Below are 26,205 nucleotides of genomic sequence, written 5' to 3'. Positions count from 1 at the left end.
GCACGGTCATCCTCCTGGCGGGGGCTCCGCGCGCAGCCGGGCATCAGCCTCGGCGTAGCGTTGCGGAGTCCCGATGTCCACGACGCGTTGCGCTACGGGCCAGCCCCAGGCCAGGCCCTCGCGCGCCAAAGCCGGCAGCAGGTCGCGCTCCAGCGATGTCGGGCGGCCTGCGGGGATGGCTGCGAGGGCGGCCCCCGTGAAAAGGTATATGCCGGCGTTCATGAGCTGTCCCGGGCCCGCCTCGGACTTCTCGACGAATCCTGTGACGCGGCCCTGCGGGTCCAAAGACACGGAGCCGTAGTCGGACCCTGGTTCCGGGGGGGCCAGCACCACGCTGGCTCGGCTGTCGTGGCCCTGATGGAAATCCCAGAACCGGCGCAGATCGGCCCGGCAGAGGGAGTCGCCGTTCATGACGAAGAATGACGAGCTGCGCAAGAGGCTCTCGGCGTTCTTGATCGCGCCGGCGGTGCCCAGCGGCCGGTCTTCGCAGGACACCAGGACTTCCCGGCCGGATGCGGCGCTGGCGACGTAGTGTTTGCGGATGCGATCGGCCATGTAGCCCGCGCAGAGGATGAAGCGCCGGGAGCCGAAGCCGGAGACATAGTCGAGCAAGATGTCCAGGAAGGGCCGGCCGGCCACCTCGGCCATGGGCTTGGGCCGGTCCGGGACCGCTTCGCGCAAACGCCGGCCCAACCCGCCGCAGAGCACCAGCACGTCCGCGGCCTGGAGCGCCGAGCCTTGGGCCATCCTACAGCGCCTCACAACCATGGGGGTCGCTGGGGCTGTAGAAGATGATTCGGCTGCCCATGCTCTCGAACTCGAAGGGGACATGCAGGAGCTTCTTGAGGCGCTTGCAGATCCCGGGCTGGTCCTCCGGCTTGGCGAAGAGCAGGATGAAGCCTCCTCCGCCGGCGCCGAGGATCTTGCCGCCCAGGGCCCCGGCGCTCCGGGCCGTCGCGTAGATCTCGTCGATCTGCGGATTGGAGATCTTGCCGGTCAGGCTGCGTTTGATGAGCCAGCCTTCATGCAGGAGCCGGCCGAATTCCGTGATGTCGCGATTGCCGTTGAGGACCTCCAGGGCCGTGTCGGTCAGCTCGCATATCGCCTTGAGCTCCCGGCTGCGCGCCTTGGTCCTCTTGACCTGCTCCTGGGCGATATGGGACGAGATGCGCGGCACTCCGGTGTAGAACATCATCAGATGCCGCTGCAAAGAGGAGATGCGTTTGGGGGGCAAGGTGACCGGCCGCAGCTGGAGATGCCGGGTGCCTCCGAAATAGATCAGATTGAACCCGCCGAAGGCGGCCAGCATCTGGTCCTGGGCGCCCACGTTCTCCTTGAGCACGTCCTGCTCGATATGGATGGCGTTGGTGGCCAATTGCCGGCGCGTGGGCATGATGCCCTTCAATCCGTAGAGGGCGTGCAGCAGGCCCACGGTGAAGGCCGAGCTGGAGCCGATGCCGGAGCGGGCGGGCAGGTCGCCGTCGTGGTGGATCTCCATGCCGTCGCGGATATCCATGAACTGCAGGCAGGCGCGCGCCGAGGGATGGTGGATCTCCGCGATCTGCTGGACGTTCTCGATGCGGGAATAGACGATGCGGTGCTTGTGCTCGAAGAACGGCGGCAGATAACGGCAGGTGATGTAGCAGTACTTGTTGATGGTGGTGGCGAGGACCTGCCCGTAATTGGCCTCATACCAGACCGGGTAATCGGTGCCCCCGCCGAAGAAGGAGATGCGGAAAGGCGTTCGGCTGATGATCATGAGGCCTCCTGGGGCGCGGCGTGCTTGCGGCGGAGCTTGTGCTGGAGCATGCCCTCGATGTGCTTCAGGGTCTCCGGGCCGAACTTGCGCAGGACCATGTCGCGGTACTCCGGACGCCGGTAGTAGCGGTCGAAGGCCGAGTCCCGGAAGCGCAGGACCTCGCCGGCGCTCAGATGCCGGGTCGGCAGGGGCAGGGTCTCTTCCGAGAACTGGGAGTACCCGGTCCAATGCTCCGGCAAAGGGGCCCGGTCGCGCAAGGAGTCCTCGTAGAGGCGCGAGCCCGGATAGGCCATGGCCACGTAGAAGTTCGCGTACTCGCAGTTGAGCTCCGCAGCCAAGTCATAGGTCTGCTGGAGGCTGAGGCGGTCGTCCTCGGGCAGGCCGAAGATGAAGTTCCCCACCACGTGGATCCCGGCCTCATGGGTCATGCTCACGGCGCGGCGGATGCTGTCCTGGCTCAGCTTGCCCTTGGCCACGCCCCGGCGCACCTCCTGGCTGCCGGATTCGATCCCGTAGGCCAGCCAGTTGACCCCGGCCTGCTTCATCTTGGAGAGCATCCGCTCGTTGACGGTGTCGACGCGAGCGTAGGCCCAGATGTTGAGTCCGTAGCCGCGCGCGATGAGCAGGTCCAGGAGTTCCAGGACCGCCGACTCCTTGAGCACGAAGAGTTCGTCCAGGATCTTGATGTTGCGCACGCCGTACTTCGTGGCAAGAAGGTCCACGTCCTGCGCCACCCGGGCCGGGCTGCGGAATCGGATGCCGGGCCGGCCGTCGTAGAGGGCCGACACGTTGCAGTAGGTGCAGCCGAAAGGGCAGCCCAGGCTGGTGTAGATGACGCCATAGGGCTGCCTTTGGTCGAGGCGGTCGAAGCAGTGCCAGTTATGGGCGCGGTACTTCTCCATGGGCAGGAGGTCCCAGGCGGGCGCCGGGAGGCCGTCGAGGTCTTTCAGGAGCTCGGCCCAGCCCGCGCCGCCCCGATGGGTCCAGATGCCCCGGATGCCTTCCGGGCCGCGGCCGGCCTTGAGCGCCGCCAGGAGCGCGTCCAAGGCCAGGAAGGTCTCTCCTCGGCAGACGAATTCAGCCCCGGTCTCCTCCAAGGTTCGCTCGGGCAAGGCCGAGGGGTGGATGCCATAGACGATGACCGGCACGCCCGGCAGCCGCTCGCGCAGGGCCCTGCAGAGACGGATGACGGCGTCCATCTTCGGCGTGGATGACGCGGAGGGGTTGGCCCCCGCCGCGGCGACGCCGATGAGGCGGGGCGCGAGATCCCGGGCGGCGGCGTCGGCCGCGCGCTCGGGCGACCAGCCCGCCGCGTCCGCGTCCATGATCCTGGCGGAATGGCCCTTCTCACGCAGGAAAGCGGCGGTCAGGGCGGTCCAGATGGGAGGTTCGCAGCCGGAAAGGCTCCCGGCCAAGGCCCCGTACATCCGGTCCCTGTCGCCCGGGTTGATGAAGAGGATATCGACGGGCTCGGGCATTCAGTTGTTGGCGAAGGCGTCGCGCTTGAGCACCTGGTAGCCCTTGACCAGTTCCCGGATGCCCTCCGACAGGGAGACCTTCGGCTTGAACCCGGTCTTTTCGACCTTCTCGTTGCTGACGATGTAGTTGCGCTTGTCCGGGTCCTCTCCCACCTTGGCTTCCACGAAGTAGAACTCGGGGACCTGCTTCTTGATCTCCGCGCAGAGCTCTTCTTTGCTGAGGTTGGCGTCGCTGAGGCCCACGTTGTAGGCCTGTCCCTTCATCTGGTCGAAGTTGGCCATGGCGTGCAGGAAGGCCGCGGCCACGTCGCGGACATGGATGAAGTTGCGCTTGAAGTTGGCCTCGAAGAGCACGATGAAGCGGTCGTTGACGGCCCGGTAGGTGAAGTCGTTGACCAGGAGGTCGAGCCTCATGCGCGGGCTGACGCCGAAGGCTGTGGCCAGGCGGAAGGTGACCGTGTCGCCGGCGGCGAGGAGGAGCCGCTCCGCCTCGACCTTGAGCTTGCCGTAAAGGGAGATGGGCCGCAAGGGGGTCTCCTCGGTGCAGTGGACCCCGTCCTGGCCGATGCCGTAGCCGGAATTCGTCGTCGGATAGAGGATCCTCTGCCCCGGCCGGCGCAGTTCGACGAGGAGCTTGAGGGCGTCCACGATGATGCCCTGCGCCTCCTGGGGGAACCGGTCGCAGAGGGGGGCCCCGGTGAGGCAGGCCAGGGGGATGACGTACTGCGCGTCCTTGAGGTGTTCCTCGATGAGCTTGCGGTCCCGGGCGTCGCCCCGCGCGATGGTGAGCCTTCGGTCGGCGCAGCAGTCCAGCAGCGAGGTCTGCCGGTACATGAAGTTGTCGATCACCGCCACCTCGTGCCCCTGCTCGAGCAGGCGCGGCACGAGGATGGAGCCGATGTAGCCCGCGCCGCCCGTCACCAAGACCTTCATGCCATGACCTCCTGGACCGCTTTGACGATATCGGCTGAGCCCGGGTAGAACGCCTTCTCCAAAGTGTAGCCCGCCGGGGTCGGGACATCCGCGCAGGCGATACGCTTGACGGGCCGCTTGAGGTAGGCGAAGCCCTTCTCCGCCGCCAAGGCGGCGAGCTCCGCCGTGACCCCGCCGGTCTTCCACCCGGTGTCGCAGACCACCAGGCGCCCGGTCTTGCGCAGGGACTTCAGGATGGCCGTCGTGTCCAGCGGGCACAAGGTCCGCGGGTCGATGACCTCGGCGGAGATTCCCTGCGGGGCGAGCTCATCGGCCGCGGTCAGAGCTTCGATGACCATTTGGGAGACCGCCACTACGGTCGCATCCTTACCGCGCCGGCGCACCAGGGCCTTGCCGAAGGGGACGCGGTAGAGCGTTTCTGGGACGTGGCTCTTGTGCTTGTAGAGCCAGCGATGCTCCAGGAACAAGACCGGGTTGCCGTCCGCGATGCTGGAGAGCAGGAGGCCCTTGGCGTCGTAAGCCGTGGCCGGCATGACGATCTTGAGCCCGGGGATGTGGAGGAAGAGCCCCTGCAGGGCTTGCGAATGCTGAGCGGCCGAGCCCCAACCCCGCCCGGTCACCGCCCGGATGACGAGCGGGACATGGCTGCGGCCTCCGAACATGTAGCTCCATTTCGCCGCATGATTGGCGATCTGATCCATGGCCAGGAGCAGGAAATCAGGCCGGTTGTGCACGTAGACCGGCCGCAGGCCGGCCAGGGCGCTTCCTACGGCCATGCCGGTGAGGGCGTTCTCGGAAAGGGGCGTGTCGAAGACCCTCTTGCTGCCGTATTTGCGGTGCAGGTCCAAAGTGCTGCCGAAGATGCCGGATGGGTCGTCGACGCCTTGCCCCATGACATAGACCCGGGGGTCGCGCTCGAGGGCCTGGTCCAGGGCCTCGCGGATGGCTTCGCCGTAGGAGAGCTTGCGGGCCTGGCGCCCCGCGTGTTCGTCGAAATCGGGAGCGGACTTCTCGACGAGGACCTTGGTCCAGGGCATGGCTAGGCGGCTCGCTCCGAGAAGAAGAGATGCCGCTCCAGGGCCTCGGGCCCCGGCAGGGGGCCGGCCTGGGCGAAACGGAACGCCTCACGTATCTCGGCCGAGATGCGCTCCTGCATGCCTTGGATGTCCTGAGGGCGCACGGTGCCGCTGGCTAACAAGCGTTTTTCCAGAAGGCGGATCGGGCAGCGCTTGAGCCAGCGCTCCGCCTCGCCGGGCTTGCGATAGCGCTCGGCGTCCGGGTCCCCCGCTCCGGAATGGGCGCGCCAGCGATAGGCTTGGCATTCCAGGAAGTAGGGGCCCTTGCCGCGGCGGGCGTGGGCCACGGCTGCCGCGGCCTTGCGATAGACATCCAGGACGTCCGTCCCATCGACCTGGGCCGCGGGGATGTCGAAGGCCCGGGCTCGCAGGACGATCTCCCGCGTATGCTGGCGGGCGTCGATGTGGGAGCACACGGAGTAGAAGTTGTTCTCGCAGACGAAGACCACGGGCAGCTTCCAGAGCCGGGCGCAGTTCATGCTCTCGTAGAAGGCGCCCTCCTCTGAGGCTGCGTCGCCAAAGAACACGACCGCGACCCGATCTTGGCCCAGGCGCTGGGAGGCGAGCGCGGCGCCGACCGCGAGGGGGACGCCCCCGCCCACGATGGACGAGGAGCCCAGCAGGCCCACCGCAGGGTCGATGAGGTGCATGGAGCCGCCGTGCCCCCGGGAGCAGCCGGTCTCGCGGCAGTAGAACTCCGCGATCATGGCCTTGAGATCGCCGCCTTTGGCCAAGTAGTGGCCGTGGCTGCGGTGGTTGCTCAGGACGTAGTCGTCTTGGCGCAGGTTCGCGCACACACCGACCGGGACCGCTTCCTGGCCGATGCATAGATGCACCGGCGTCTTCATCTCGTCCTTCGGGTATTCGGCCTCGATGGCCAGTTCTACGCCTCGGATGCGCTTCATGGCGCGCAGGAGTTCCCGCTGTACGGTGCGCGGGGGCTTGGGAGCGGATGAGCGCCTCATGCCGGGGATTCTATCATTTGCCGACGAGCCAGAGTAAGGCGCTGTCCTCGTAGGCCGGGGGGACTTGGAATGGCGTACAGCCGTTGCGGCCACGGACGGGACAATGCTACAAAATGGACGGTGAAGATCGAGGCCGTCGTTTTCGATTGCGATGGGGTCATCCTGGAATCTACGGATATCAAGACCGAGGCCTTCCGCGCTCTGTTCCGGAAAGACCATCCGCGACGCATCCCGGAGATCTTGGACTACCACGTGCGCCACATGGGCATCTCCCGGCACGTCAAGTTCCGCCACATCTGCACCGAGATCCTGGGCGAGCGCTACACCCCGCGGCGCGAGGCGCAGCTGGCCGCGGATTTCTCCCGTCTGGTCTTCGACCGGGTCCTGAAGTGCCCGGTCGTGCCCGGGGCGCGGGAGTTCCTGCGCAGGGGGCGGGGCCGCTACCGCTTCTTCGTGGCTTCCGGCACGCCCCACGAAGAGCTCGAACGCATCCTGCGCCGCCGCCGTCTCCTGGCGTATTTCGAGCGGGCTTGGGGCTCGCCGGCCAAGAAGCCGGACGTCATCCGCCGCGTCCTGCGGGATGGGCCGTTCCGGAAGGGAGAGGTGGTCTTCGTGGGCGACGCGGAGAGCGACTGGCGCGCGGCCAAGGAGACGGGGGTGCGTTTCGTGCGCCGCGTGGGCTCTCCCGCCGAGTGGAAGCTGCCGCCCTGCCCTTGGGAGGTCAAAGACCTGCGCGGTCTCCCCGCCGTGCTCCGGGAGATGGAGCGCGATTAACGGCGGTCGCCTTTGGGCGAGAGCTGGGGCTTGGGCAGGGGCTGGCGCTCGAGGTTGGCGGACAGGTCCGGGACGCCGTTCTTCTTGAGCCAGTACTCCAGTCCCGGGAGCTGCCAGTGGTAGTCGATCAGGCCCGGACCCCAGGTCTTGATGGGCAGGACCTTTCGGCCCAGCCAGGGCCAGGTGCCGCCGCCGGCCGCCGGCTCGACGTTGCCGGGCCTGAGCACGGTCACTCCCCAGGTGGGATGCCAGGCCGGCCCGGCCGCGCTGGCCGGCGGCAGAAAAGTCTCCAGAAGGCCGTCGCTGGTCTGCTGCCGCGTCAATCCCGGCGACCAGCGCTCCAACGGTGCCACGCTCAAGGCCGAATCGAGCTCCGGTCGGTCAAGCAGGGCCTCGACTCCGGAATCGATCATGTCCTTGGTCACGGCCGGGGCGTTCGGGAAGAGCATCACGAGCAACTCCAGCCCGGCGTCCTCGCGGCTCAAGTCCGCCGTGGCCTGGCGCAAGCCGTGCCGCAGGTAGTCTTCCAAGGAGGGCTTGCCGGCCGGGGGGTCGATGATGATGGCGTCGTACTGTAGGGCCGCCGCCTTGACCGGTGGAGAGCCCGTGACCGCGTAGACACGGCGCACATGGGCCGAGGTGCGAGCCGCCATGAGGGGATAGGCGGCCAGGGGCCGGCCCAGCACCGAGCCCTCGCTGCCTGGGAAATCCACGGCGTCATCGAGGTCGACCAGCAGCGCGCAGACGAGCTTGGTCATCGCGCCATGCCCTCCAGCGCGTCGAAGGCCGCCGCCACGGTGGCGTCCCAGGTGTGGCGCTCCACGGTCTTGATGCCCTCGGCGATGAGCTGCAAGGACAGGCCGCGCACCGACCAGAGGGTGACCAAAGCCTGGGCGAGCGAGGCGGCGTCGCCCGCGTTGAAGAGCATGCCGTTCTTGCCGTCCGTGATGAGCTCGGGGACCGCGCCGCAGCGGGGCGCGACCACGGGACAGCCCTCGGAGAGTGCGTAGAGGGACATGGCCGGGAAGCCTTCGGAGCCCGTGGGGTTGACGTAGACCTTGGCGGAGCGGAAGAATTCCATGACCTTGAGATGAGGCAGCTCGCCGGCGAAGAGGACTCTCTGCGCGGGCAGGATTCCGCGGGAGCGCTCCTGGACCGAGGCCAGGAGCGGGCCCTGGCCCAGTATGGTGAGATGCCAGTCGAAGCGCAGGCGGCTGGTCGCGGACATGAGCAGCTCCAGGCCCGGGCGGCAGGCCTCGCTGAACTTGCAGGTGGTGATGATCTGGAAGTCGGCCGGCCGGGAGGCGCGCATGGTGACCAGCGCGACTTTGTTGGCCATGACCCGGTCATAGGCATAGGGCACGGGCAGGGCCTTCCCGTTGACTCCCCAGGACTGGGCCAAGTCCGCGAGATAGCGGCTGGGGACCAGGAGGCGGTCCGCCTGGCGCAGGGCGTCGAGTATCGGAGGCAGTTCCGCGGCCGGCACCTCGGCGAAGGAGTCGATGAGCCGGACCGCCACCTTCCTGCCGGCGGCGCGGGCGGCGCGTATGGGCGCGGCCTGGAAGCTGTTGATGAGCACGACGTCGGCGTCGCGCGCGGGATCCCCCTCGGCCATCACCGTCTCATGGCCGCGCGAGGCGGCGCGTTGGGACAGCTCCCGGCAGAAGGCGTCTTCGCCGTAGGGAGAGGCCGGGTCGGGGATGAGGAGGATCTTCATGGGAGCGCCACTTTCATTCTATCAAACTGACGTGAGATGCACGAAAGATTCGATGTTGCCCTTCGGGCCGTGGACCGGGCATTCCAGGACGCCGGCTTCCCTGACGGGCAGCGCGCCCAGGCTCTCGCGCACCCGATCCAGGGCCAGGGCGCGGTGCTCGGGCCGGCGCACCACGCCCTTGGGCGCGAGCTTGGGCTCCAGCTCGAATTGGGGCTTGACCAAAGCCAGGATGTCGAAGGGCCGGGCCAGGCAGGGCAGGACGTGCGGCAGAACCTTGGCCAGAGAGATGAAAGAGACGTCTACCACCGCGAGGTCCGGACGGGGGTCGAACATCCCGGGGCGCAGGTCCTTGGCATGGAACTGCTCGAAGCTCTTGACGCGGGGGTCGGCCCGGAGCTTGGCGTGGAGCTGGGCCGTGCCCACGTCCACGGCGTAGACCCGGGCCGCTCCGCGCGAGAGCAGGCAGTCCGTGAAGCCCCCGGTGGAGGCGCCGACGTCGAGGCAGACCCGGCCCGCGACCGCGACGGGGAAGCGGTCCAGGGCTGCGGCGAGCTTGAGTCCGCCTCGGGAGACGAAGGGGTTGGGGTCGCCGATGACGTCGACGCGCGCGTCCGCGAGCAAAGAGGTCCCGGCCTTGGCATCGGGATGACCGTCCACCTTGACCTGGCCGGCCAGGATGGCGGCCTGGGCCCGAGCCCGGCTCGGAAAGAGGCCGCGCTCGACCAGCAGGGCGTCTAGACGCAGTTTCGGGGTCTTCATGGCCGAGGGGCGATGCCTGCATTCTATGATAATATTATCGCGCTCATGTCCTATCTCGGGCTCGTCTACTGCTCCGCGGTCTGGGGCGCGACCTTCTTCATGGTCAAGGACGCGCTCGCGGATGTGGGGCCGGTGGCCATGGTGGCCTACCGGTTCCTCCTGGCGGCGCTGTGCCTCCTGCCTTGGGCCCTGAGGCGGCGGCGGCCGACGGCGCTGATGTGGGAGGGCTTCGTCCTCTCCCTCATCCTGGCCGGGCTCTACGTGTCCCAGACCGTCGGCCTGGGGTTCACCACGGCCTCGAATTGCGCCTTCATCACGGGGCTCTTCGTGGTGTTCGTCCCAGTCTACATGCTCGCCCTTTACCGCAAGGCGCTGGCTCCCTCGCAATGGCTGGCCGTCGTGGTCGCGGTCGGCGGACTCTGGCTGCTCACGGGGGGGCTTGCGGGCGTCAATCGGGGCGACGCCTTGAGCCTGGTCGCGGCCGCGACTTATGCCGGCCACCTGCTCTTCACGGACAAGTGCGTGCGGGCCGACGCGGACGTGGTTCTGCTGGCCTTCCACCAGTTCTGGATGACCTCCGTCCTGGCATTCCTGGCTTGCGCGGCCCTGCGCCTGCCCATGGCCGTGGCCGCGCCCAGGGGCTGGGAGGTCATCCTGTTCTTGGCCTTGTTCCCGACCTTGTCCGCGTTCTTCCTGCAGATCCTCATCCAGAAGAAGCTGCCGCCTCTGACCGTGAGCCTGGGATTCTCTCTGGAGCCGGTCTTCGCCGCGCTCTTCGCCTGGACCGTGGGCGGGGAAGCCTTCGTGGGCCGCAAGGCCGTCGGCGGCCTGCTGATCGTAGCGGCCATGGTGCTCGGCGAGCTGCATCGCTTCGACTTCATCAAAGCTCGGCGCAAGGAAGTCCTGCCTCTCTGAGGCGGGCTTCTTCCTTAATACTACCGATGGCCTTGACAAATCAAGGTTCCGGGGCCAAACTCTTCTATGGAGACCCCTCCATGCTAGCCCCGGCTCTGGCTGTCCTCATCTGTCTCTTGTGCGCCGCGCCGCGCGCCTTTGCCGGCAGCACCGCGCCTCCCGCGCCGATCGATTGGGTCGCCAACTCCGGGGCCTTCCTGACTCTTTATCGGGACGTCCAGACGCAGGCCGCGAAGGCATATCTGGCGGGCGATCCCATCGAGAAGGCGCTCAGCAGCGGGGTCCTCCAGCAGCTTTCGGGCAAGATTCCACCGGACAACGGCGCCCAGGGCGTCGCCATGGGGGCCATCCCGGCGCCTCTCGCCCGGGATAAAGTGCGCGGCCTCAGCGCCCTAAGGGAGCAGGCCATGGCGGTCCAGCTAGGACGCCATCCCGACGACCCCATCGAAGTGCACCACCAGGCCATCGGAATCGCGGCCGAAGGCCTGCTGGGACGCAAGCCCGCGGACACGGAGAAGGCCCAGCTCCTCAAGCTGTATGGGGACAGGGTCCGCGGCGGGGCCGCCCAGAACAAGCCCAAGACGCAGGCCGAGCTCATGATGGACGCCGAGGCCGCGCGCCGCCTGCTCGCGGACGCCCGGCTCAGCCCCCAGGTCTCCAGCCGGGTGACGGCGAAAGCCGGCGAGTATGCCAAGGCCCTCGGCGGGCTCCTCTTCACGGACGGCAACGGCAACGCCGTGATCGTGGGCCGGCGTGACCCCAAAGCCGTGCTCACGCAAGCCGAGCTTGCGGCCATCGCCAGACTCCCCCGGGTGCAGCTGCCCGCGGGGCTGGGGGGCCTCGACCGGAAGGTCCCGGCCCCTGTCTCCGCCATCTCCGAGAAAGCCCCGCAGATGGGAGAGCCCGGCTTCGAGTACGGCTGGGCCACGGGCGCCTGGAAGTTTTGGGATGACATGGAGAAGCGGCAGGACGACGTCGCGTCCCAGGGCCATTGGATACAGGCCGGCACGGTGGCCACGGGCGCCAAGGTCATGAAATTCTTCTATCATCTCAGCGGCTTCGGCGCCATGGAGAAGAGCGGCGACCAGACGCGCTGGGACAAGAACCGCGGCGCCGGCGTGGGCACCCTCATATGGGACGGCACCAAGGTCGCGGCGAACACCGCCCTGGCCGCGCTCAACTTCGTCCCGGTCGTCGCCGCCGTGAGCAAGGCCGGGGGGCTGGTCAACTCGGCGCGCGGCATCGTCAGCGGCACAGAGGTATACCGTACGGCCCGGGCTGGCTCCGAGATCGTCGAACTGAGCGGAGGGGTCGGCAAGACGGTGGCCGGCGAGGTGGCCGGCGAGGTGCGCGGCATCGTCCAGGCCGCGGCCGGAGAGGGCGCGCAGGTCACCACCAAGACCGCCCGGCAGGTCCTCACCGGCCTCAAGGAGGCGGGCGCGAGCAAGAACGTCGGCATCACCGTCGTCGAGGACCGCAGCCTGCTCGGCATGGGCATGGCCGAGGGCGATGCGAGCACCATCGTCATCAACACGCGGCTCGGAGGCGCCCACGAGGTGACCCACGCGGTCCAACAGTACCAGGTCCGCGCCACTTTGCTCAGGCAGATGGGCAAGAGCTATGACAAGCTTTCCGAAGCGGAGAAGCTCGTCTTCGCCGATCGCGTGAAAGCCGTGGAACTGCAGGCCTACAACCAGTTCGAGAACGGGGCCTATCGCGCGACGGGCTGGATGGGCTCGGGTTCATTGAACGGCGCGCGCTACGCCAAGGGTCTGGAGGCCAACATCTCGGCCTTCGAGGGGGGTCTGGCCGGAGGCACCGTGCCGAAGTTCGCCCTCACCCGCTACTCCCCGGGCGCCACGGCCTATGGCGCCCTGCCCAACTGGCTCGGCCGCAGTCAGGTCCAGATCGGCACGAACATCGGCGCGGTCATCTCCATGGGCCGTCCGCTGGGTCCGACGATCAACGACGTGGTGGGCGCCGGCGTCGAAAAGACCATGGACTTCATCTATGCCGCGCCGGCGGCCCCCGTCGCTCCCAAAGGCGGCAAACGGTAGGATAGGCGCCCGGCTCCGACATGTACCAACAAGACCAAGGCTCGGGGATGCTCACCGCCATATTCATCGCCGCGGGCCTGGTCCTCCTGGCGCTGGGCTGGTGGCTCTTCCGGAGGTACCGCGACGACCGGCCCGAAGACCAGAAGGGTTTCCGGGATTTCGGCCTCGGTCCGCGGGGCTTGCTCGCCTACGGCGGGATCGTCCTGATGGTGCTGGGAGCATCATTGGGCCTGGTCGGGCTCTTCCTTCCTATGATCCTGCGCTAACGGCGCGGACTCAAGAGAAGTACTCCATCCACAGCACGACCAGCATGGAGTCTATGACCGCCAGGGCCGTCACATCCTTCCAGAGTTGGGGGCCATCGAGCTTTCCGGCGTAGATCCTGGCGTAGCGCCGGCCGACGAAGAAGAGCATGACGCCGTAGAGGAGTCCGTGCGCGCCGGCGGGGTTCCCTCGGCCCAGCATCAGGAGACAGAGCACGAGCACGTAGCACAGCGCCGCGATGAGCGGCAGATAGAGCGCGTGGGCGGCGAAGCGCAGGACGGAGGTCTTCCGGGGCTCGTCTATCATGCGGCGCAGACGGATTCTAGCAAATCGCCGGGCGGGAGTCGGCGGTCTTCCGTAAGGCGTTCTAGGCGAGCAGCCCGAAAGACCTCAAGCGTCGGGCCAAGTCCTCCGGCCCTTGGTAATGGATGGCCTGCAGGCCGGCCTTGCGGGCGCCCTGGACGTTGAGATCCAGGTCGTCGATGAAGAGGGCCTGCGCGGGCTCGCTGACGCGGGCGAGCTTGAGGGCCGCACGGAAGATGCGCGGCTCCGGCTTGCGCATGCCCAACTCGTGAGAGAGCGCGGCTCCGCGCACGCATCTGATGAAGGCGTATCGGGCCTTGATGAAATCGTAGTGGAGCGCGTGGGTGTTGGAGAGCAGGTAGGTGGGCACCCGCCGGGAGACCTTCTTGAGCAGAGCCGCGGTGCGCCGCTCCAAGGAGAAGTGGTCGCACCAGAGCTTCTTGAACTTCGGGAAGCTCCCGCGGTAGCCCAGCTCATCGCGGAAGATGCGGTAGAGCTCGTCCGAGCCGATCTTGCCGCGCTCCAAGGCCGAGATGCGCTTGGTGTCCAGCAGGATGCGCGCGACCTTGATGGGATGGCGGCCCAGGGCCGCGGAGATCTCCGCGAGGATGGCGGGGATGTCGAAGTGCAGTAGGACGTTGCCGATGTCGAAGAAAACGGCCTTGATGGGGGGGGGGCTTACGGCCATGAGATCCCGGCTCCCTGCAGCAGACGGCGGAAATCCTCGGGTAGCGGCGCGGTCACGGAGAGTTCCCGGCCCGTCTCCGGATGGGGCAGGCGCAGGCGCTGCGCGTGGAGCATCTGCCGGGGAGCGCCGAGCTTGGCCAAGTCGGCTTCGGTGAGGGATTTTCTCACCGCCTTCATGTAGAGCTCTCCTTTTCCGGTATAGAGCTTGTCTCCCAGGACCGGATGGCCGAGATGGGCCAGGTGCACGCGGATCTGATGCAGACGGCCGGTCAGGGGCCGGGCGAGGACCAAGGAAAGCCCCGCGCCGCAGGCCAGGAGCTCGAACTCGGTGCGCGCTTCGGCCCCTGCGCCCACCGCTTGCCGCACCTTGATCTCCAGCCCTTCTTTGCCCAATGGCGCATCCACGGTCTGCCGGCGCCAGGAGACCTCTCCGGCGACCAAAGCCAGATACTCCTTCTTCACCTGCCGGCTGATGAAATGGGCCGCCAACCGGCGCGTGGTCCCGGGATCCTTGGCCAGAAGCAGAACCCCGCTGGTCTCCCGGTCCAGGCGGTGGGCCAGGTGCAGGCGCAGGCCCGGGAACTGCTTCTTCAAGACGGAAGTCACGGTGTTGTTCTGGATCTTGTCCGTGGGATGGCATAAGAGCGGCGCGGGCTTGTCCACGGCGAGCAGGACTTCGTCTTCATAGAGGACCGGCAGCTCTTCGTGGAGGCAGGGCAGCTCCTCATGGCGGGGATAGCGGATGAACACGGTCTCGCCGGAGGCGACGCGGGTCGCGGGCTTGACCGTCTTGCCGCGCAGGAAGACCCGGCCTGCGTCGATGAGTCGCTGGACCTGGCTGCGCGAGTAGCGGTGCAGGCGCGCGGCGAGATAGGAGTCCAGGCGCAGGCCGTCCTGGGGCTTCTGCACCTCGAAGGGGACCTCGACCCAGGCCCCCGCTGCGCTCATCCCTGGGCCTCGGCGAAAGGCTTGCGTGAGAGCTTGCCGCCCTCTTTGGTGAGGACCTCGACCTTGCGCTTGGCGTCTTCGAGCTGGGCGGTGAGGCCCTTGGCCAAGGTCACGCCCTTCTCGAAGAGCTCCAAAGACTCTTCCAGGCCTTTCTCCCCGGACTCCAGCTCCCGGACGATGCCTTCGAGCTTTTTCAGGGAGGTCTCGAAGTCAGGCTTGTCTTCTTTCTTGGGCATCTTTCACCTCGCAATGGATCTCGCCTTGGTGCAGGCGCACGCGCACGCGGTCGCCGGGGCGCACTTGCTCCGCGCTCCGGAGTATCTCGCGGCCGGGCAGCTTCTCGGCGATGGCGTAGCCGCGGCCCAGGACCTTCAAGGGGCTGAAAGCGTCGAGCTTCTCCATCTGCAGCCGCAGGTCCTTCTCCGCGTGCAGCAGGACCTGGCGCAGGGCCTCGGGCAAGCGGCCGAAGAGCTCATCGACGCGCTTGCTGCGCTCCTCGTACATGCGGTGGGGGCTCTGCAGGAAGGGATGCCGCCTGGCGAAGTCGAGCCTTTCGGCCAGGCCGCGCAGGCGCTCCTGGATAGAGGCCAGCAGCCGGCGCCGGGAGTCCGTCACCTGGGCCAGGACCGCGGCTTGCTCCGGGACCGCCAGCTCGGCCGCGGCCGAGGGGGTGGGGGCCCGCACGTCCGCGACGAAATCCGCGATGGTGAAGTCCGTCTCATGGCCCACGCAGGAGATGACCGGGATCTCGGAGGCCGCGATGGCCCGGGCCACGAGCTCCTCGTTGAAGGCCCAGAGGTCCTCGATGGAGCCGCCGCCGCGGCCCACCAGGAGTACGTCCGTGTCCGGCAGGAGCTCGTTGAAGTCCGCCACGGCCCGGGCGATCTCCTCCTTGGCGCCGTCGCCCTGGACCTTGACCGGGTAGACCAGGATCTCCAGGCCCGGCCAGCGGCGGGAGAGGACCGTGATCATGTCGTGGACCGCCGCGCCCTGCGCGGAGGTGACGATGCCCACTCGTTTCGGGAAGGGGGGCAGCGGCTTCTTGCGGGCCTCGTCGAAGAGACCTTCCGCCGCGAGCTTGGCCTTGAGCTGCTCGAATGCGAGCTGGAGCGCTCCTTTCTCCCGCGGCTCCAGCGCGCTGATGATGAGCTGGACGTCGCCGCGCTTGACGTAGGAGGACACCCGCGCCCGGACCAGCACCTTGAGCCCGTCAACGGGCTTGAACTTCACGCCGAAGGCCGCGCCCTTGAAGAGCACGGCCTGGATCTGGGCGCCCTCGTCCTTGAGGGTCATGTAGGTGTGGCCGGAGGGGTAGGCGCGGCAGTTGGAGATCTCGCCTTCGACCCAGAGCTCGGGGAAGGAGGCTTCCAGGAGCTCGTGGATCTGCGCGTTGACCTGGCTGACCGTGTAGACCTTGCGCGCTCCGGCCATCTCCAGGCTCAGTTGCTCCGGCATGAACTCATCGTATCAATTTAGATATGATGTCGGCCCATGCTGATCCTGACTCCCGAGGTCCTGCCCGCGGTCATCATGGGCGGCGTCATCTTGCTCATCGGCGGCGCGGCCGCCCTGCAGTATTTCTCCGAGAAGAAGCGCCGGGAGGCTTTCGCGGAGGCCGCTTTGCGCCTGGGCTTGGAGTACCAGGCCGGCGACCCGGGACTGGCCCGCGAGCAGTTCTCCGATTTCCCATGCTTCTGCATCGGACACAGCCGCCAGTTCTCCAACGTGCTGCGCGGCAAGCTGGACGCCGAAGCCGCGCTGGCCTTGTTCGACTTCAGCTATGTCACGGGCAACGGCAAGAGCCGGCACACCTACCGGCAGACCGTGGCCGGCTTCCACGTCCCGGGCCTGGGCCTGCCCGCTTTCGAACTGCGCCCGGAGAACATCCTCCATAAGGTGGGAGGCCTCTTCGGCTATCAGGACATCGATTTCGACGCGAGCCCGGAGTTCTCCGGCAAGTACCTGCTGAGGGGCAAGGAGGAAGCGGCCGTGCGCCGACTCTTCGACGCCGCGGTCCTCAACCACTTCGCGCTCCACTCGGGCTGGCGGGTGGAGGGCCAGGGCGAGTGGCTGGCGGTCTGTCGGGAGGGCCGGCGCGTGGCCCCCGCGGACCTCAGGAACTTCCTGGACGAGACCAAGACGACGCTCTGCGCGTTCCGCAACCGATCGTCACACGGCTGAGCGCTAGGCGCCCCGGCGCATGGCCTGGAGTCGCTGCCGGGCCAGGGCAGCGAGCCTCTGGGCGGCCGGTCCGGGCGAGCCCGGCAGCAGCCAGGCCGCGCAGGAGAGCGCGGCGATGACGGCCCAATAGGAGTAGCGGAAGTCCACGCCGCCGAAGCCGGCGACCGCGTAGCTCAGCACGTAGAGGAAGCCGCTGGCGGAGAGACAGCCCAGCACGAGGTCCTTCCACAGCAGGGCCAGGACGAGGGCCAGACCGCAGGCCGCATAGTAGGGGAAGACGTGGAACCAGAGGCTGTTGCGGATGCTCCAGAGCTCTCCGTAGACCGCCGAAAAGGCGGCGCCGCGCGCCTTCTCGATCCCCCAGGGGTTGGGGAACACGCGGCAGCAGATGGGGATGGTCGGGGGGCCGCCGTCGAGGTTGAGGGTGTATTTGAAGGCGGAGAGGCGGTGGCCCAGGTAGCAGGCGGGATGCCTAAAGACCTGGCCCAGCCAGTAGGCTGAGACGGCTCGGTCGAAGCCCGGCAGGTCGGCGCGCGGCGCGAAGAGCAGGGCGGGCCTCCAGTCGCCGGGATGGTAGCGGTCCCGGATCTTCTCCAAAGTGACTTCTTCTCTATAGAGGACCGGCGGATAGAGCGGCTTCTGGGCACAGAGGGAGATCCCGGCCAGGTCGAAGAACGCCAGCTGCGCTCCCATATGCTCGCGGTGACCCGATGCCAGCCAGCGGTTGAGGCCCAAGGCCAGCATCCAGAGGCCCAGGCTCAAGGCGAGCCCGGCCGCGGCTTTCTTCCAGAAGGAGCGCAGCGCCGGCCGCGTCGCGTCCACGAAGAGCAGGGCCAGGGGGAGCAGGGCGGGCAGCGAGTTGTGGCGCACCGCGGTCCCATAGAAGAGCGGGAGCAGGGCCGGCCAGAGCGGCCAGCGACGCGAGCGGGCCAGGACCAGCCAGGAAGCCCCCAGGAAATAGGAGGTGGAGAGCCCGACGTCTTTCCAGACGACCCCGAGTTGGGTGAACACCGAGGGCACCGCCGTGAAGCCGAGGACCAGAGCCGCCCGGCCGAAGCGGCCGAAACGGCTGGCGCGCGCCAGGCAGGCCAGGCCCCCGAAGAAGAGCAGATTGTGCAGGACCAGCATCCCGGCTGGTCCGAAATGGATCTTGTTGAGCCAGTGCCAGACGCAGCGCATCAGGGCCGGATGCCAGTCGCCGTAGACGCCGCTCTGCGCCTGGGCCAGCTGGGTGATGGAGTCTATGGTGATGAAGCCGGGCCAGTGGACATGGAGGGAGAAAGCGAAGAGCGCCAGGCAGAGGAGCAGGTCCGCTTGCTGAGCCAGCCTCCGGCCCACCGCGGAGGCGAGTCCTCCGCGGTTCACGAGCCCCTGCGCAGGGCCTTGAGGAACTCCTTGATGCGCTTCTCGTCGCCGAGCTCCGTGGGCTCGTAGAAGCGCCTGGGCTCGGGCATGTACTCCTGCGGCGTGTAGTGGCCCGGGAAATCGTGCGGGTACTTGTAGCCCTGGCCGTGCCCGCGCGTCTTTGCGTCGAGGCTGGCGTCGCGCAGGTGGAGGGGCACCTCCCGGGAAGGGCCGTTCTGGGCCTCGGCCATGGCCGCGTCTATGGCCAAGTAGGCCGCGTTGGACTTGGGCGCTGCCGCCACATAGATCGCGGCCTGCGCCAAGGGGATGCGCGCCTCGGGCATACCCAGCACCTCGGCCGCGTGGAAGGCGGCGGAAGCCACCAGGACCGCGCGGAAATCCGCGTTGCCCACGTCCTCCGAGGCGCAGATGAGGATGCGGCGCGCGATGAAGCGGGGGTCCTCTCCGGCGGCCAGCATCTTGGCCATCCAGTAGACGGCCGCGTCCGGGTCCGAGCCGCGCATGGACTTGATGAAGGCCGAGATGTGGTCGTAGTGGTCGTCGGACCTCTTGTCGTAGCGGATCGACTTGCGCTGGATGGACTCCTCGGCGACCTCCAAGGTGATGTGCCGCACCCCGTCGTGGCCGGGGGCGGTGGAGAGCGCGGCCAGTTCCAGGGCGTTCAGAAGCTTGCGCGCGTCGCCTCCGGACATGCGGGTCAGATGCGCCTCGGCCTGCGCCGCGAGCTTGAGTTTGAGCCTGGCCAAACCGCGGTCCTCGTCCGACAGGGCGCGCTGGAGGATGGCCTTGAGGTGAGCCTCGGCCAGGGGCTGGAACTCGAAGGCCGTGAAGCGCGAGAGCAGCGCCGCGTTGACGTAGAAGGAGGGGTTCTCCGTGGTCAGGCCGATGAGCAGGATGTCCCCGCGCTCCACCGAAGGCAGGAGCACATCCTGCTGGGTGCGGTTGAAGTGGTGTATCTCATCGATGAGGACCAAGGTGCGGCGGCCCAGGTGGGAGGATGAGTACTTGGCTTGCTCCAGGACCTTCTTAAGGTCGGCCACGCCAGCCGCGACCGCGTTGAGCTCCACCACCTCGGCCTGCGAGCGCGCCGCGATGAAGCGGGCCAAAGCGGTCTTGCCCGAGCCGGGGGGGCCGAAGAACAGGGCCGAGGCGAAACGGTCGGCCTCGATGAGGCGGCGCAGCATCTTGCCCGGGCCTAGGAGATGCTCCTGGCCGGAGAACTCGTCGAGCGTCTTGGGAGCCAGGCGCGCGGCCAAAGGCTGGTCCGCGCCTCGGGAGGTGAAGAGTTCGTCGGCCACGAGGCTATTCGGCCTCGACGCCCGCCGCCTTGAGGGTCTGCTGCAGGGTCTTGTCGATATGGTCGAGCGTGTTTTCCGTGGCCTTGCGGTTGGTGGATTCTGCCTGCTGCAGTTTGTAGAGGTCTATGGCGACGTAGAGAGCGGTGTAGACCGCGAGCCTCCGGGTGTCGACGACATTCGGATAGAGGGCCTTGACCTCCTCGAGCTTGTCGTTGACCAGGTTGGCGATGCTGCTGACCTCCATCTGCAGGAGGCCTTCGACTTCGACCTCGAGATGCAGCCCCGCGATGATGACCGGAATCTTCTCGTTCATGCTCATGCGAATTTCTCCAGCTTCAAAGCGAGGCGATCGAGTCGGCCTTTCACCTTGTCGTGCCGGGCTAAGACCGCGCGGGCTTGGCGCAGATCGCTGTGCAGCTGGCGATTCTCGGCTTCCAGCTTGGCGTTGGATTCGGCGAGCTTCTTGTTCCGGGCGGAGAGGGCCAGGAGGGCCTTCGAGGTCGTGTCGACGACCTTTTCGAGGTGTTTGAGCCTGGACTGCTGCTCCTGAATCATGACCGCAGGACCGCGCCAAGCTTGCCCTGCAGTCCGGCCAGGATGCGTTCCACGGCCGCGGACACCTCTGCGTCCTTGAGGGTGCGGTCCGCGAGGCCGAAGCTCAGGCGCACGGTCAGGCTCTGCCGGCCCTCGGGCACTCCCTGGCCGGTGAACTTGTCCACGAGCTCCACCGCGCGCAGCCCGGCGGCGCCGGCTGAGCGCACCGCGGCCAGGACCTCTCCGAAGCGGACCGAGGACGCGACCAGGAAGGACAGGTCCCGGCTCGAGCCCGGGAAGACGCTGAAGGCGGCGAACTTCGTCATGGACCCTTCCAGCCGGGCGATGAGGTCGAGGTCGAGCTCGAAGAGCGCCGCCTGCTCGCGCTCCAGGTCCCAGGCTCGGGCCACGACGGGATGCAGCAGGCCCACGGTGCCCAGAGCCCCCGTGGGGTGGCGCAGGCGCAGGCTGGCGCGAGGGTGGAAGAGCGAATCCGCAGGAGCCCGGCCCGCGTCCGGGTCGGAGAGCGGCAGCCAGTCCAGGGCGGGCAGGCCGGCCAGGAGTTCCTCGACCACGCCCTTGGCGTCGTAGAAGTCGAGCCTGCGGCCGCGCGGAGCGGTCCAATGCCGCGCCGCGGGTCCCAGCAGCAGGCCCGCGGCCTGGGCCGTCTCCGCCGCGCCTTTGCCCGAGGGGACATAGGCCTTGCCCAGCTCGAAGAGCCTGACCTCTTCGGCCCCGCTGTTGAGGTTGCGGCGCGCGTTGCCGAGCAGCCCGACCAGGAGCGTGGGCCTGAGGTTGGCGTACTCCTCGGAGAGCGGGTTCTTCACCCGCAGCAGCGGGGTCTTGAGCCGGGCCTGGGCCGCGAACTTGTCCGATATGAAGTCGTAGTTGTAGGCCTCGCAGAGGCCCAAGGCGGCCAGGCGCCGGCGGGCGCGGTCGGCCGCGCTCTGGGCGGGCAAGCTCAGCGAGGGCTCCAGCGCCGCGGCCGGGAGGCGGTAGGGGATCTCGTCGTAGCCGGCCAGCCGGGCGACCTCCTCGGCCAGGTCCCAGACCGTGGCCAGGTCGTGCCGGTAGGAGGGCGCGGTGAAGCGGATGACATCGCCCTGCTGCTCGAAGGCGGCCGAGATGGACTTGAGTGCCGACTCCACCGAGCCGGCCGCGAAGGCGGAGCCGAGGATGGAGTTGATGCGGGCGCTGGTGACCGTGATGGGGGCCGGGGCGGCGGCCGCGGCCCGGCGGTCGAGGGGCTCGGAGACCTGGGCGCCTCGGCCGCAGAGCTTGAGGATTAGCTCCGTGGCGCGCAGGGAGGCGGTCCCGGCCGCCTCCGGGTCGGTGCCGCGCTCGAAGCGGTGCGAGGAGTCGGACTTCAGGCGCAGGGCCTGGGAGGTCCGGCGCACGGTCGGCGGGTCGAAATAGGCGCTCTCCAGGAACGCGCGCTTGGTCTTTTCCGTCACCCCGGTGTGGAGCCCGCCCATCACCCCCGCGATGGCCACGGGTTTCTTGCCGTCCGCGATGACCAGGCAGCGCTCCGTCAGGGAGTACTGCTTCTCGTCGAGGGCCGTGATCGTCTCGCCGGCCTCGGCGAAGCGCACGCGGATGGAGCCTTCCAGCTTGTCCGCGTCGAAGGCGTGCATGGGCTGGCCCACATCCATGAGCAGGTAGTTGGTGATGTCCACCAGGGCGTTGATCGGGCGCAGGCCCACGGCCTCGAGCTTGGCGGCCAGCCAGCCGGGGCTGGCGCCGATGGCGAGCCCTTCGAAGCTGCGGCCCACGTAGCGGGGGCATGCCGCGGGGGCCTCGACGCGCACGTCCAGGCAGGGCAGAGACCCCGCCGGCAGGGCCGGGGCCGGCCGCGGCCGCAACGGGATGCGCAGGTAAGCGGAGAGCTCGCGGGCCAAGCCCAGGTGCGAGAGACAGTCCGCCCGGTTGGGGGTGATCTCGAGCTCCAGGATGGAGTCGGTCTCGCCCAGGCCGGCGGCCACGTCGCTGCCGATCTGCGCGGATGGCTCGAGCACCCAGATGCCGGCGGCTTCCTCGCCCAGGCCCAGCTCTTTGCGCGAGCAGATCATGCCCTGCGACTCGACGCCGCGGATCTTGGAGCGCTCGATCTTGAAGCCGCCGGGCAGGACCGCGCCGACGCGGGCCAGGGCGATCTTCTGCCCTGCGGCCACGTTCGGAGCCCCGCAGACCACGGAGTACTTCTCGTCGCCGACCTCCACGACGCAGAGGGAGAGCCGGTCCGCATTGGGGTGCTTATCCTTGGAGAGCACGGCGCCGACGACCACGCCGGTGAAGGCGGGGCCCCGGGTCTCCACCGAGGCGACCTCGAAGCCCAGCAGGGGCAGGCGCGCGGCCAGGTCCTGGGCCGGCAGGTCCAGGGGCAGGAACTCCTTGAGCCAGCTATACGAGATTTTCATCGAATTGGCGCAGGAAGCGCAGGTCGTTCTCGTAGAAGAGGCGCAGGTCCGGCACGCCCAGGCGCAGCATGGCCACGCGGTCCACTCCGATGCCGAAGGCGAAGCCGGACCAGGTCTCGGGGTCGTAGTCCACGGCCTTGAATACGTTCGGGTGGACCATGCCCGCGCCCATGATCTCGATCCAGCCGGAGTGCTTGCAGATGGGGCAGCCCGAGCCGGAGCAGAAGATGCACGAGGCGTAGACGTCCGCCGAGGGCTCGGTGAAGGGATAGTACGAGGGCAGGAAGCGCGTCTTGGTCTTGGGGCCGAAGAGCCTCTGTAGGAAGGTCTGCAGGGTCCCCTTGAGGTCCGCCAAGGTTATGCCCTGGTCCACGGCCAGGCCTTCGACCTGGTGGAAGACCGCGGAGTGGGTGGCGTCGATGGCCTCGTGGCGGAACACGCGCCCGGGGCAGATGACCCGCAGGGGCGGCCGCACGTTTTCCATGGTGCGGATCTGCACCGGCGAGGTGTGGGTGCGCAGCAGCAGCGGCACGTCCTGGAGGTAGAAGGTGTCCTGCAGGTCCCGCGCGGCGTGGTGCTCCGGGATGTTGAGGGCCTCGAAGTTGTGGCGCTCATCCTCGACCAAGGGCCCCTCGGCCCAGGAGTAGCCCATGAGGCTGAAGATGGAGGCCATCTCCTGGAGGGTCTGGGTCAGGGGGTGCAGGCGGCCCCGCGTCGGCGCCAGGGCCGGAAGGGAGAGGTCCAGGTCGAGGCTCTGCAAGGACGCCTCGTCCGCCAGGGCCTCCAGCTCGGCGCGGCGTCGGGAGACCAGGGTCTCCAGCTCGGCCTTGAGGGCCTGGATCTTGGGTGCGAACTCGCGCTTCTCTTCGAGGGAGAGGTCCTTGAGCCCTTTGAGGAGCTCGGTCAGCCCGCTCTTGCGGCCCAGGGCTTCGACCCGGACCGCCTCGAGCTCCTCAGCGGTCTTGGCCGAGGCGATGGGGTCTCGGAAGAGAGGGCCAGAGAGGCGGGCGTAAGCGGCCTCCAGGTCGGCGCGCGTCACCGGGGACACGGCGTGCCCCCGGACTCAGGCGCCTTGGGACAGGGCGACCAGCTTCTTGAAGGAGGAGCCGTCCCGGATCGCCATCTCCGAGAGCATCTTGCGGTTGAGGGTGATGTTGGCCTTCTTGAGGCCCGCCATGAACCGGGAGTAGCTCAGGCCGTGCTCGCGGCAGGCGGCGTTGATGCGCTCGATCCAGAGGGAGCGGAAGTCGCCCTTCTTGTCCTTGCGGCCGACATAGGCGGCGGCCAGGGACCTCTCGACCGCCTGCTTCACCTGCCGCCACTTGCGGCTCTTGTCGGAATAGAAGCCTTTGGCTAGGCGGAACTTCTTCTTCTTGTGATGTCGGGTGGTGACGCCGGATTTTATTCGCATGGTTTGACTCCCGTCCTAAAGTAGAGCCCCGCCCCTCTCAGGCGTAGGGGAGGTAGCGCGCCATGATCTTCTCCTCGGTCTTGTTGAGGAAGCTCTTGGTGCGCGTGAACTGCTTCTGCTCTCCCGACCTGGGCGAGAGCAGGTGCCGCCGGCCGGCGCGGGCGTGCTTGAACTTGCCGGTGCCGGTCCTGAAGAAGCGCTTCTTGGCGCCGCTGTGCGATTTCATTTTAGGCATAGTTGGTCCTTAGTGCTTGGGGATGAGGGTCATGACCAGCCGGTTGCGGTCCGGCATGGGCGCCTGCTCCACCGACGCGATGGCGTTGAGGCGCTCTTGGATCATTGCCAGCAGCTTCATCCCTAGGTCTCGGTGCTGCATCTCCCGGCCGCGGAACACGACGGTGAGCCTCACTTTGTCGTGCGCCGTGATGAACTCGGTTATGTGCTTGAGCTTCGTGTCCAGGTCGTGCGCTCCGATGTGCGGCTTGAAGCGCACTTCCTTGAGCATCCCCGCCTTCTGCTTGCGCCGCGACTCCCGGACCTTCTTCTCCTGCTCGTAACGGTACTTCGGGTAGTCGAGGATCTTGCAGACCGGCGGACTCGCCTGCGGAGCGATCTCGATGAGGTCCTTGCCCCGCTGACGCGCCAGGGCCAGTGCTTCAGAGAGAGGCTTGATGCCGACTTGCGTCCCATCCACGTCTATGACGCGGACTTGGCTGGACGTGATCCGATTGTTGATCCGCGTCGTATCCTTGGCAGTCTTGTAGATTATAGTGGTATCGCTCTCCCTCTTTCGGCACTCCCCGTCGGAACTCGTCCCGCGAGATGGTTAATGTATCAACTTTTGGCCCGCCCCGTCAACAATAGAGGAACTCGTCGACGATCTTCTTGATCTCCTCTTCCTTGCCGAAGAGCCGCTCGCTGAGGTCACGGTCGTTGAAGGCCTGCAGCCGGCGGGCCATGCCGTCGATGACCACGGGGGAAAAGACGCCGTCCGCCTCGTAGACCGCGCGGTCGTGCAGGAGGCACTCGGCCGACTCGGCGCAGGAGGCGGGCAGCTGCGGCAGCTTGGCCTGCAGGGCCTTGTTCTCGGCGGAGAAGACGTTGCCGTCCACGTGGAGCCGCCGGGCCACAGCCAGGGCGTCGCGCATGCCCAGGCCGTGCCGGGCGGCCACGGCCAGCCCGGCCATGAGCAGGTGGATCTGAGCGGAGCCGTCCGGGGCGCGAAACTCCACGGTCTGGCTCTGGGACCCGGCCTCCGGGTTGGCCTTCTCGCGGGGGTTGGCGTCCTTGACCATGTCCGAGGAGTGCAGCCAGCCCAGGGGCACCCGGACCAAGGTGGAGCGGTTGCGCTCGCCCCAGCAGATGTTGGTGGGCGCCTCCTGGTGGGGGACCAGGCGCAGGTAGGCGGTGGGCACGGTGTTGCCGAAGGCGGTCAGCGACGGGGCCAAGGACAGGTAGCCGGCGATGAGCTTGCGCGCCGGCTCGCTCAGCGCGCCCTTGGACACCATGACGTTGCGGCCGTCCTGCATCAGCCGCGAATGGACGTGCAGGCCGCTGCCCGCGTGGCCCACGGAGATCTTGGGGGCGAAGCTGACCCGCACCCCGTGCTTGTGCCCAAGCACGCTGAGGATCCACTTGGCGATGACGATCTGGTCAGCCGCGTCGGCGATGGGAACGGGGAGGAACTCGATCTCGTGCTGGGCCATCTCCTGGTCCTCGCCCCGGATGTGGCCGACCTCGGAGTGGCCGTACTTGATGGCGCCGCCGGCCTGGGCGATGGCGGCCATGGCGTCGGTGCGCAGCTTCTCCCACTTGGAGAAAGGCGCGGACTCGTGGTAGCCCTTCTGGGCGGTGATGGGGTAGTAGGGCTGGCGCTCGGAGAGGATGTAGTACTCGAGCTCGCCCATGGCCTCCAAGGTGAAGCCCGTGCGCTCCTGCAGGGCTTCCTGGGCCCGGCGCACGACGTTCTCCGGGGAGCTGGGCAGGCGCGAGCCGGTGCTGGTGTAGAAGGCGCAGAGGATGTCCAAGGTGGGGATCTCGGCGAAGGGGTCGAGGAAGGCGGTGCGGTAGCGGGGCACGACGTAGAGGTCGCTGGAGGATGAGTCGATGTAGGTGAAGAGGCTGGAGCCGTCCACCCGCTCGCCGGTGGAGAGCAGGCGGTCGAGGTGCTGGGGGCCGGAGATGACGAAGTCGAGGGTCTTGAGGCGCCCGTCTCCGCCCACGTAGCGGAACTTGACCATGCGGATGCCTTTCTCCGATATGTACCGGACAAGGTCCTTCTTGGTGATATCGGCGGGGGCCTTGTCCAAGAAAGCCGCGACGGGGTTGGGAGAGAGGGCTGCGGTGGTCGATTTCATGGTCGGC

The 26,205-nt window shown here is 67.7% G+C and carries 29 protein-coding genes; 5 read left to right on the top strand and 24 right to left on the bottom strand.

Going from position 1 to position 26,205, the window contains the following annotated elements; all coding sequences use genetic code 11:
- Positions 1-6: 6 nt before the first annotated feature.
- From NTY77_13525 to NTY77_13500, 6 genes are read right to left on the bottom strand one after another with little or no spacing between them, the layout of a single operon-like run.
- Positions 7-747: a sugar phosphate nucleotidyltransferase gene (locus NTY77_13525; protein MCX5796508.1), complete on the bottom strand. Its 741-nt coding sequence runs from the start codon at positions 745-747 to the stop codon at positions 7-9.
- Between the two features lies 1 nt (position 748).
- Positions 749-1,759, bottom strand: coding sequence for a kinase (locus NTY77_13520; protein ID MCX5796507.1), 1,011 nt, complete (start codon positions 1,757-1,759; stop codon positions 749-751).
- Complete coding sequence (locus tag NTY77_13515; GenBank protein MCX5796506.1) at positions 1,756-3,237, bottom strand: radical SAM protein; 1,482 nt, start codon at positions 3,235-3,237, stop codon at positions 1,756-1,758. Before NTY77_13515 ends, NTY77_13520 begins: the two co-directional genes overlap by 4 nt.
- Entirely contained in the window at positions 3,238-4,170 is a 933-nt protein-coding gene (locus NTY77_13510) for an NAD(P)-dependent oxidoreductase (protein MCX5796505.1), read from the bottom strand.
- The gene (locus tag NTY77_13505) at positions 4,167-5,207 is read right to left on the bottom strand and encodes an alpha-ketoacid dehydrogenase subunit beta (protein MCX5796504.1); all 1,041 of its coding nucleotides are present in this window, start codon (positions 5,205-5,207) and stop codon (positions 4,167-4,169) included. Before NTY77_13505 ends, NTY77_13510 begins: the two co-directional genes overlap by 4 nt.
- Positions 5,208-5,209: 2 nt before the next feature.
- Complete coding sequence (locus tag NTY77_13500; GenBank protein MCX5796503.1) at positions 5,210-6,211, bottom strand: thiamine pyrophosphate-dependent dehydrogenase E1 component subunit alpha; 1,002 nt, start codon at positions 6,209-6,211, stop codon at positions 5,210-5,212.
- 120 nt (positions 6,212-6,331) lie between these two features.
- Here NTY77_13500 and NTY77_13495 point away from each other — a divergent pair, with 120 nt between their 5' ends.
- Positions 6,332-6,985, top strand: coding sequence for an HAD family hydrolase (locus tag NTY77_13495; GenBank protein MCX5796502.1), 654 nt, complete (start codon positions 6,332-6,334; stop codon positions 6,983-6,985).
- On the opposite strand, the gene NTY77_13490 is transcribed toward NTY77_13495, so the two are convergent.
- Genes NTY77_13490 through NTY77_13480 form a run of 3 tightly spaced genes read right to left on the bottom strand, consistent with a single transcriptional unit; the run spans position 6,982 to position 9,461 of the window.
- On the bottom strand, positions 6,982-7,743 hold the full coding sequence (locus tag NTY77_13490) for a hypothetical protein (protein MCX5796501.1): 762 nt from the start codon (positions 7,741-7,743) through the stop codon (positions 6,982-6,984). The genes NTY77_13495 and NTY77_13490 overlap by 4 nt on opposite strands.
- Positions 7,740-8,702 (bottom strand): glycosyltransferase, encoded by a 963-nt coding sequence (locus NTY77_13485; GenBank protein ID MCX5796500.1) that lies wholly within the window; start codon positions 8,700-8,702, stop codon positions 7,740-7,742. The genes NTY77_13490 and NTY77_13485 overlap by 4 nt, the downstream gene beginning before the upstream one ends.
- Before the next feature lie 21 nt (positions 8,703-8,723).
- Complete coding sequence (locus NTY77_13480) at positions 8,724-9,461, bottom strand: TlyA family RNA methyltransferase (protein ID MCX5796499.1); 738 nt, start codon at positions 9,459-9,461, stop codon at positions 8,724-8,726.
- A gap of 45 nt (positions 9,462-9,506) precedes the next feature.
- On the opposite strand from NTY77_13480, the gene NTY77_13475 reads away from it, so the two are divergent.
- The 3 genes from NTY77_13475 (at position 9,507) to NTY77_13465 (ending at position 12,699) form a co-directional block, all read left to right on the top strand.
- A complete protein-coding gene (locus NTY77_13475; protein MCX5796498.1) occupies positions 9,507-10,376 on the top strand; it encodes a DMT family transporter in 870 nt (289 codons plus the stop codon).
- A gap of 80 nt (positions 10,377-10,456) precedes the next feature.
- Positions 10,457-12,433, top strand: coding sequence for a hypothetical protein (locus NTY77_13470; protein ID MCX5796497.1), 1,977 nt, complete (start codon positions 10,457-10,459; stop codon positions 12,431-12,433).
- A gap of 20 nt (positions 12,434-12,453) precedes the next feature.
- Positions 12,454-12,699, top strand: coding sequence for a hypothetical protein (locus tag NTY77_13465; GenBank protein ID MCX5796496.1), 246 nt, complete (start codon positions 12,454-12,456; stop codon positions 12,697-12,699).
- 10 nt (positions 12,700-12,709) lie between these two features.
- On the opposite strand, the gene NTY77_13460 is transcribed toward NTY77_13465, so the two are convergent.
- The 5 genes from NTY77_13460 to xseA all read right to left on the bottom strand — a co-directional run bounded on the left by NTY77_13460 (position 12,710) and on the right by xseA (position 16,072).
- Complete coding sequence (locus tag NTY77_13460; protein ID MCX5796495.1) at positions 12,710-13,003, bottom strand: hypothetical protein; 294 nt, start codon at positions 13,001-13,003, stop codon at positions 12,710-12,712.
- A gap of 61 nt (positions 13,004-13,064) precedes the next feature.
- On the bottom strand, positions 13,065-13,688 hold the full coding sequence (locus NTY77_13455) for an HAD family phosphatase (GenBank protein ID MCX5796494.1): 624 nt from the start codon (positions 13,686-13,688) through the stop codon (positions 13,065-13,067).
- Entirely contained in the window at positions 13,679-14,635 is a 957-nt protein-coding gene (locus NTY77_13450) for an RluA family pseudouridine synthase (protein ID MCX5796493.1), read from the bottom strand. The genes NTY77_13455 and NTY77_13450 overlap by 10 nt, the downstream gene beginning before the upstream one ends.
- Positions 14,632-14,871 carry an exodeoxyribonuclease VII small subunit gene (locus NTY77_13445; protein ID MCX5796492.1) on the bottom strand — a complete coding sequence of 80 codons (240 nt, stop codon included), beginning with the start codon at positions 14,869-14,871 and terminating at the stop codon, positions 14,632-14,634. The genes NTY77_13450 and NTY77_13445 overlap by 4 nt, the downstream gene beginning before the upstream one ends.
- Entirely contained in the window at positions 14,846-16,072 is a 1,227-nt protein-coding gene (xseA, locus tag NTY77_13440; protein ID MCX5796491.1) for an exodeoxyribonuclease VII large subunit, read from the bottom strand. The genes NTY77_13445 and xseA overlap by 26 nt, the downstream gene beginning before the upstream one ends.
- A 54-nt stretch (positions 16,073-16,126) precedes the next feature.
- Here xseA and NTY77_13435 point away from each other — a divergent pair, with 54 nt between their 5' ends.
- Positions 16,127-16,816, top strand: a complete 690-nt coding sequence (locus NTY77_13435; protein MCX5796490.1) for a hypothetical protein — start codon at positions 16,127-16,129, stop codon at positions 16,814-16,816.
- Positions 16,817-16,819: 3 nt separating this feature from the next.
- Here the strand turns inward: NTY77_13435 and NTY77_13430 are convergent, their stop codons facing one another.
- From NTY77_13430 to NTY77_13385, 10 genes are all read right to left on the bottom strand, one after another.
- The gene (locus NTY77_13430) at positions 16,820-18,181 is read right to left on the bottom strand and encodes a hypothetical protein (protein ID MCX5796489.1); all 1,362 of its coding nucleotides are present in this window, start codon (positions 18,179-18,181) and stop codon (positions 16,820-16,822) included.
- Positions 18,178-19,479, bottom strand: coding sequence for a replication-associated recombination protein A (locus NTY77_13425; GenBank protein ID MCX5796488.1), 1,302 nt, complete (start codon positions 19,477-19,479; stop codon positions 18,178-18,180). Before NTY77_13425 ends, NTY77_13430 begins: the two co-directional genes overlap by 4 nt.
- A 4-nt stretch (positions 19,480-19,483) precedes the next feature.
- Entirely contained in the window at positions 19,484-19,792 is a 309-nt protein-coding gene (locus tag NTY77_13420) for a cell division protein ZapA (GenBank protein ID MCX5796487.1), read from the bottom strand.
- Positions 19,793-19,794: 2 nt separating this feature from the next.
- The gene (locus tag NTY77_13415) at positions 19,795-20,034 is read right to left on the bottom strand and encodes a hypothetical protein (GenBank protein MCX5796486.1); all 240 of its coding nucleotides are present in this window, start codon (positions 20,032-20,034) and stop codon (positions 19,795-19,797) included.
- Complete coding sequence (gene pheT / locus NTY77_13410; GenBank protein ID MCX5796485.1) at positions 20,031-22,430, bottom strand: phenylalanine--tRNA ligase subunit beta; 2,400 nt, start codon at positions 22,428-22,430, stop codon at positions 20,031-20,033. Before pheT ends, NTY77_13415 begins: the two co-directional genes overlap by 4 nt.
- Positions 22,414-23,406, bottom strand: coding sequence for a phenylalanine--tRNA ligase subunit alpha (gene pheS / locus NTY77_13405; protein MCX5796484.1), 993 nt, complete (start codon positions 23,404-23,406; stop codon positions 22,414-22,416). The genes pheT and pheS overlap by 17 nt, the downstream gene beginning before the upstream one ends.
- Positions 23,407-23,493: 87 nt before the next feature.
- Entirely contained in the window at positions 23,494-23,841 is a 348-nt protein-coding gene (gene rplT, locus NTY77_13400) for a 50S ribosomal protein L20 (protein ID MCX5796483.1), read from the bottom strand.
- A gap of 37 nt (positions 23,842-23,878) precedes the next feature.
- Complete coding sequence (gene rpmI, locus NTY77_13395; GenBank protein MCX5796482.1) at positions 23,879-24,076, bottom strand: 50S ribosomal protein L35; 198 nt, start codon at positions 24,074-24,076, stop codon at positions 23,879-23,881.
- 9 nt (positions 24,077-24,085) lie between these two features.
- Positions 24,086-24,577, bottom strand: coding sequence for a translation initiation factor IF-3 (infC, locus tag NTY77_13390; GenBank protein MCX5796481.1), 492 nt, complete (start codon positions 24,575-24,577; stop codon positions 24,086-24,088).
- A 118-nt stretch (positions 24,578-24,695) separates the two neighbouring features.
- Positions 24,696-26,198 carry a glutamine synthetase family protein gene (locus tag NTY77_13385; protein MCX5796480.1) on the bottom strand — a complete coding sequence of 501 codons (1,503 nt, stop codon included), beginning with the start codon at positions 26,196-26,198 and terminating at the stop codon, positions 24,696-24,698.
- Positions 26,199-26,205: the final 7 nt, after the last annotated feature.

This window comes from Elusimicrobiota bacterium, assembly GCA_026388095.1.
Taxonomy (GTDB): Bacteria; Elusimicrobiota; Elusimicrobia; order UBA1565; family UBA9628; genus UBA9628.
This window is presented reverse-complemented; position numbering and strand designations above follow the sequence as displayed.